The 5,871-nt window shown below is 75.0% G+C and carries 4 protein-coding genes and 1 pseudogene; 3 read left to right on the plus strand and 2 right to left on the minus strand.

The features are described from left to right. Both Q6969_RS12285 and Q6969_RS12290 read right to left on the minus strand, forming a co-directional pair. Positions 1-346 (minus strand): annotated as a pseudogene (locus Q6969_RS12285) (FeS cluster assembly protein); the annotation flags it as partial. Beyond that, on the minus strand, positions 343-2,154 hold the full coding sequence (locus Q6969_RS12290) for a gamma-glutamyltransferase family protein (RefSeq protein WP_396335546.1): 1,812 nt from the start codon (positions 2,152-2,154) through the stop codon (positions 343-345). The gene Q6969_RS12290 and the pseudogene Q6969_RS12285, both read right to left, overlap by 4 nt. Before the next feature lie 105 nt (positions 2,155-2,259). Between Q6969_RS12290 and Q6969_RS12295 the strand changes: the two genes are divergently transcribed. The 3 genes from Q6969_RS12295 to Q6969_RS12305 all read left to right on the plus strand — a co-directional run bounded on the left by Q6969_RS12295 (position 2,260) and on the right by Q6969_RS12305 (position 5,745). Next, positions 2,260-3,699 carry an MFS transporter gene (locus Q6969_RS12295; RefSeq protein WP_317230696.1) on the plus strand — a complete coding sequence of 480 codons (1,440 nt, stop codon included), beginning with the start codon at positions 2,260-2,262 and terminating at the stop codon, positions 3,697-3,699. A gap of 89 nt (positions 3,700-3,788) precedes the next feature. Beyond that, complete coding sequence (locus Q6969_RS12300) at positions 3,789-4,820, plus strand: LLM class flavin-dependent oxidoreductase (RefSeq protein ID WP_317230699.1); 1,032 nt, start codon at positions 3,789-3,791, stop codon at positions 4,818-4,820. A 115-nt stretch (positions 4,821-4,935) separates the two neighbouring features. Further along, complete coding sequence (locus tag Q6969_RS12305) at positions 4,936-5,745, plus strand: GDSL-type esterase/lipase family protein (protein ID WP_317230697.1); 810 nt, start codon at positions 4,936-4,938, stop codon at positions 5,743-5,745. Positions 5,746-5,871 lie beyond the last annotated feature (126 nt).

Genomic DNA, 5,871 nt, shown 5'->3' on the forward strand with positions numbered 1-5,871 from the left:
CCAGCTCCGCGAGCATCGACGCGGACGCCTGGGAGACCGTGCAGCCGCGGCCGTGCCAGCGGACGGCGATGCGGTCGGCGGCGTCGACCACGCGGTCCGCGCCGTCGACGGCGTCGTGCGGGTGCGCCGGATCCGCCGCGAGCACCCGCAGGTCCACCACGTCCCCGCACGTCGCGTTCCGCTGCTCGGACGCGCCGAGCACGACGCCCGTCGAGGGGATCCCCGCACCCGGCTCGGCGACGAGCCGCCCCGGCGCCGACTCCGCCCGCAGCGCCGCATCGCTCCCGACGCGGCGCCGCGCGTGGTCGGCGATGAGCGCCGAGGCGACCTGCCGGTCGAGCGTCATCGCCCGACCGCGTACCCCTGCGCCCCGCGCGGGTTCGCGGCGGCCCCGAGGAGTCCCGTGGCCGGATCGCGCGTGACGGCGGACAGCCGGCCGAGCGCCCAGTCCCCGACGACCTCGACCTCGTGCCCGCGGGCGCGGAGCTCGGCGATCACGTCGGCGCCCACGCGGCCCTCGACGACCAGGCCGCCGGGCGTCCACGTGCGCGGCCAGAACGAGCCCGGCACGCTCGTCGTGTGGAACGTCGGCGCGTCCACGGCCGCCTGCGGGGAGAAGCCGCCGACGATCGTCCGCAGCAGGTACGGCAGCTGCCACTGGTCCTGCTGGTCGCCGCCGGGCGAGCCGAGCGCCTCCACGGGCTCGCCGTCGCGCGTGAGGAGCGTGGGCGTCAGCGTGGTCCGCGGGCGCCGTCCCGGCACGAGCGACGACGGCCCGCCGGGCTCGAGCCACGTCATCTGCAGGCGCGTGCCGAGGCAGAACCCGAGCGACGGGATGAACGGCGACGACTGCAGCCATCCGCCCGAGGGCGTGGCGGAGATCATGTTGCCCCAGCGGTCGACGATGTCGAGGTGGCAGGTGTCGCCGCGGGTCTCGCCGGTGCGCGAGACGGTGGGCTCGCCCGTGCCGCCGGCGGAGACGGGCGCGTCGCCCTCCACCAGGAGCGGCGGCAGGAACGGCTCCACGCCCGCGACGCGCCCCGGCCGGAGCTCGTGCGACGCCGTGTCCGCGATGAGCGCCCTGCGCTCGTCCGCGTACTCGGCCGACAGCAGCACGTCGAGCGGCGCGCCGCCCGGCACGGCGTCGCCGTAGTAGGCCTCCCGGTCGGCGAGCGCGAGCTTCTGGGCCTCGATGATGCGGTGGATCCCCGCGGCCGTCGCCGGGTCGATCTCGTCGTCCGCGAACCCGTCGAGGATCCGCAGCGCCTGCAGCAGCGCGGGCCCCTGTCCCCAGGCGTCCGTCTTCCAGACGCGGACGCCGCGGAACTCGACGGACACGGGGTCCTCCCACGACGCGCGCGCCGCGGCGAGGTCGTCGGCCGTGAGGAGTCCGGCGTGGTCCGTGCCCGTGGAGTGCCGGTGCGGCGCGCGGACGCTCGCCACCATCTCCTCCGCGACGAAGCCCTCGGCCCAGACGGCGCGGGCGGCGCGGATGCGGTCCGCGCGCCCGCCGTGGGGGCCGGCGGCGGTCGACGCCTCGGCGAGGATCCGCTCCATCGCGGCCGCCCACGCGGGGTTCCGCACCAGCGTGTCCGCCACGGGCGCCTCGCCACCCGGCATCCAGAACTCCGCGGACGCCGCCCAGTGGTCGCGGAACAGGTCGGCCACGCCCGCGATGGTGCGCCCCACGCGCTCGAGCACCGGGTGCCCGTCGCGGGCGTACCCGATGGCGAAGGCCCAGACGTCGGCGAGCTCCCACGTGCCGTGGTCCTCGAGGAGCAGGAGCCACGCGTCGACCGCGGCGGGCACGGCCGCGGCGAGCGCCCCGGCGCCGGGGACGCGGTCGAGGCCCTCGGCGCGGAAGCGCTCGGGCGTCGCGGCGGCGGGCGCGGACCCCTGGCCCATGAGCAGCCGCGGCGCGTCCCGGCCGGCGACGTGCACGACGGCGGTCATGTCGCCGCCCGGGCCGTTCAGGTGCGGCTCGACGACGTGGAGCACGAAGGCCGCGGCGACCGCGGCGTCGAAGGCGTTGCCGCCGCGCTCGAGAACGGCCTGGCCGGTGCCGGACGCCAGCCAGTGGGTCGAGGCGCTCATGCCGAAGGTGCCGCGGAGCGTGGGTCGGGTGGTGAAGGCGTCGGGAGCGCGGAACGTCACAGGGGGTCCTTCCGGTGGGATCCCCCCAGTCGACCACACCGATTCCGCTCCCCGCGGGAATGTGCCCGGCCGCGCGCGGCGTTGACCGGACGACCCGGGAGGCCCATGACTGACACCACTGGCGTCGGATTCCGATCCGAGCGCGGCCCGATCCTCATCGCCCTGATGATGACGACGGGCCTCGTGGCCATCGACGCGACCATCCTCGCCACGGCGGTGCCGTCGATCGTGGACGACCTCGGGGGCTTCGCCTCGTTCCCGTGGCTGTTCTCGATCTACCTGCTCGCGCAGGCCGTGTCGGTGCCCCTCTACGCGAAGCTCAGCGACACGGTGGGCCGGAAGCCGATCATCCTCATCGGCATCGGCCTGTTCCTCATCGGCTCCGTCCTGTGCGGCCTCGCCTGGAGCATGCCCGCGCTCATCGCCTTCCGCGCCGTGCAGGGACTCGGCGCGGGCGCGGTGCAGCCCATGGCGATCACGATCGCCGGCGACATCTACACGGTCGCGGAGCGCGCGAGGACGCAGGGGTACCTGGCGAGCGTGTGGGCGGTGTCGAGCGTCGTCGGGCCGACCCTCGGCGGCGTCTTCTCGGAGTTCACGAGCTGGCGCTGGATCTTCCTCGTCAACGTGCCGCTGTGCCTCGTCGCGGGCTGGATGATCGTCCGCCGCTTCCACGAGTCCATCGAGCGCACGCGGCACCGCGTCGACTACGCCGGGGCGGCGCTCCTCACGGTCGGCCTCAGCCTGCTCATCCTCGCCGTGCTGGAGGGCGGCCAGGCGTGGGCGTGGGACTCCGCGCCGAGCATCGGCGCGTTCGCGGTCGGCGGGGTGCTCCTCGTCGCGTTCCTCCTCGTCGAGCGGCGGGCCGCCGAGCCCGTGCTCCCGCTCTGGGTCTTCTCGCGGCGCCTGCTGCTCACCACGACGCTCGTCTCGCTCGGCGTCGGCGCCATCCTCATCGGCCTCACCTCCTACGTGCCCACGTACCTGGAGGGCTCGCTCGGGGTGACGCCGCTCGTCTCGGGCCTCACGCTCGCCGCGCTCACCATCGGCTGGCCCATCTCCGCCTCCCTCTCCGGCCGCCTCTACCTCCGCATCGGGTTCCGCCGCACCGTGCTCATCGGCATGGCGCTGACGATCGCGGGCACCGGCTCCATCGCCCTGCTGGCGGGCACGCCGACCCTGGCGGGCATCGCCGCGGGCTGCTTCGTCGTGGGCCTGGGGCTCGGCCTCGTCGCGACGCCGAGCCTCATCGGCGCGCAGTCGAGCGTGGGCTGGGGCGAGCGCGGCGTCGTCACGGGCGCGAACCTGTTCGCGCGCTCCATCGGCAGCGCGGTCGGCGTCGCCGTGTTCGGGGCCATCGCGAACGCGATCTTCGCGGCCTCGTCCGGCGGGCAGCGCGATCCGGACGCCGTCATCTCCGCGTCGGGCGCCGTCTTCCTCGCGGTCGGCGTCTGCGCGCTCGCGACCGTCGTCGCGGGCCTGCTGATGCCGGAGTCGCGCGTCGAGGACACCGAGATCGCGCGCCCCGCGCCCGTCGTGGACTGACGGGGAGCCCGCGATTCGCGGGAATGCCGACCGCACGCCTAGGGTTGACCCAGATGCATACGTTCGCATGGATAGGGAAGCAGGGCAGCATGGCGCAGGAGATCGAGCTCGGACTGGACACGTTCGGGGACGTCACGGTCGGACCCGACGGACGCGAGCTGCCGTACGCGGAGGTGATCCGGAACGTCGTCGCCGAGGGCGTGCTGGCCGACCAGGTCGGCGTGGACTTCATCGGCCTCGGCGAGCACCACCGCGACGACTACGCGATCTCCGCCCCCGAGGTGGCCCTCGCCGCCATCGCGGCCAGGACCGAGCGCATCCGCCTCGGATCCGCCGTCACCGTCCTCAGCTCCGACGACCCCGTGCGGGTCTTCCAGCGCTTCGCCACGCTCGACGCCGTCTCGGAGGGACGGGCCGAGGTCATCCTCGGGCGCGGCTCCTTCACGGAGTCCTTCCCGCTGTTCGGCTACGAGCTGAGCGACTACGAGCGCCTCTTCGAGGAGAAGCTGGGCCTGTTCGCCGAGCTCGTGAAGGAGTCGCCCGTCACCTGGAGCGGCAGCACCCGCGCGCCCCTCACCGACCACGACGTCTTCCCGAAGACCACGGCCGGGCACCTCAAGACGTGGATCGGCGTCGGCGGCAGCCCCGAGTCCGTCGTGCGCGCCGCGCGCCACGGCATGCCGCTCATGCTCGCCATCATCGGCGGCGAGCCGCACCGCTTCGCGCCGTATGCCGACCTCTTCGCGCGCGCTCTCGACCAGCTGGAGCAGCCGAGCCTGCCCGTCGGGATCCACTCCCCCGGCTACGTCGGCGAGACCGACGCCGAGGCCCGCGAGGCGTTCTTCCCCGACTACCAGGTCATGCACGCGCGCATCGGCAAGGACCGCGGCTGGCCGCCGCTGGCCCGCGCGTCCTACGAGCAGGAGATCGAGCACGGCTCGCTGTACGTCGGATCCGCCGAGACGGTCGCCCGCAAGATCGCCGCGACGCTGAAGGCCGTCGGCGCCACGCGCTTCGACCTCAAGTACAGCGCCGGACCCTTCTCGCACGAGCGGATGATGGGCGGGATCGAGCGCTACGGCACGGTCGTGGCGCCCATGGTGCGCGACATCCTGGCCTGATCCGCCGAGCCGCTGCGGGGCCGTCTGCGCGTCCGCGATGCAGGCGACCCCGTGCGCGGGTTATCCTGCGATCGTCCCCGGACCAGGGGCATCGCGAGGGACGGGACAGGTGGCGATGACCGGCGCTCCGCCTCCCGCCCGACCCGGCCCCGACGACGCCGGGCGCGACGCCGAGCCGCGTCGGCTCCCCGCCGAGTCCCGGGCGCTCTCCGCCGGGCCGCTCGCCTCGCTCCGGTCGGCGACGATCGGGCTGCTGCAGTACCGCGTCCTGTACCGGGAGATGCGCCGCGCGACCTTCCCCCGCGACTCCCCCACCGGCTCGCAGCCCGGCCCCGACCCCTACGGCCTGGCCGTGGTCGGGGAGGGGACGGCGGTCGGCTACCAGACCGTGTCGCACGACCTCGGCGTCGCCGGTCAGGTCGCGCACAAGCTCGCGGTGCGCACCGGCCGCGGCGTCTTCTGGTCCGTGCAGGCCTTCCCCGACTTCACCGTGCGCTCGTGGCGTGCCGGCATCGACGCGTTCCCGGCGTGGGCGAGCACCGACGTCGCGGTCCTCGCGCTCGGCATCGGCGACTCCATCCGGTTCACGCCCACGCCCCTCTGGGAGTCGCTGCTCGAGGCGTGCATCGTCGAGGTGCGGAGCCGGATGCCCGCGGGAGGCCGGGTGCTGGTCATCGAGGTGCCGCCGCTCGAGATATCCCCGGTGACGCCCCCGCCCATCGCCGGCGCCGTCGGGCGCCACGCGGACGCGCTCAACCGCACCACGCGCCGGGTCGTCGCCCGCCACGACGGCGTCGACAGCGTCCCGTTCCCCTCCTGGCGCATCCCCGACTTCATGGCGCCGAACCCCGAGGACACCCTGTACGGGCGGGTCTACCGGGCCTGGGCGGAGCTCGTCGTCGACCGGATCGCGCCGGCGTCGTGACCGAGCCCGACACGGGCTCGCCCGACCTCCGCGCCGGGTGGACCGCGGACGCCATCCGCGCCGCCGAGGCCCCGCTCCTCGCGGCCGGCGCGCAGCTCATGCGCGTCGCCGCCGCGGGCCTCGCCC

The sequence above is a fragment of the Clavibacter sp. MX14-G9D genome, assembly GCF_032917815.1.
Taxonomy (GTDB): domain Bacteria; phylum Actinomycetota; class Actinomycetes; order Actinomycetales; family Microbacteriaceae; genus Clavibacter; species Clavibacter michiganensis_K.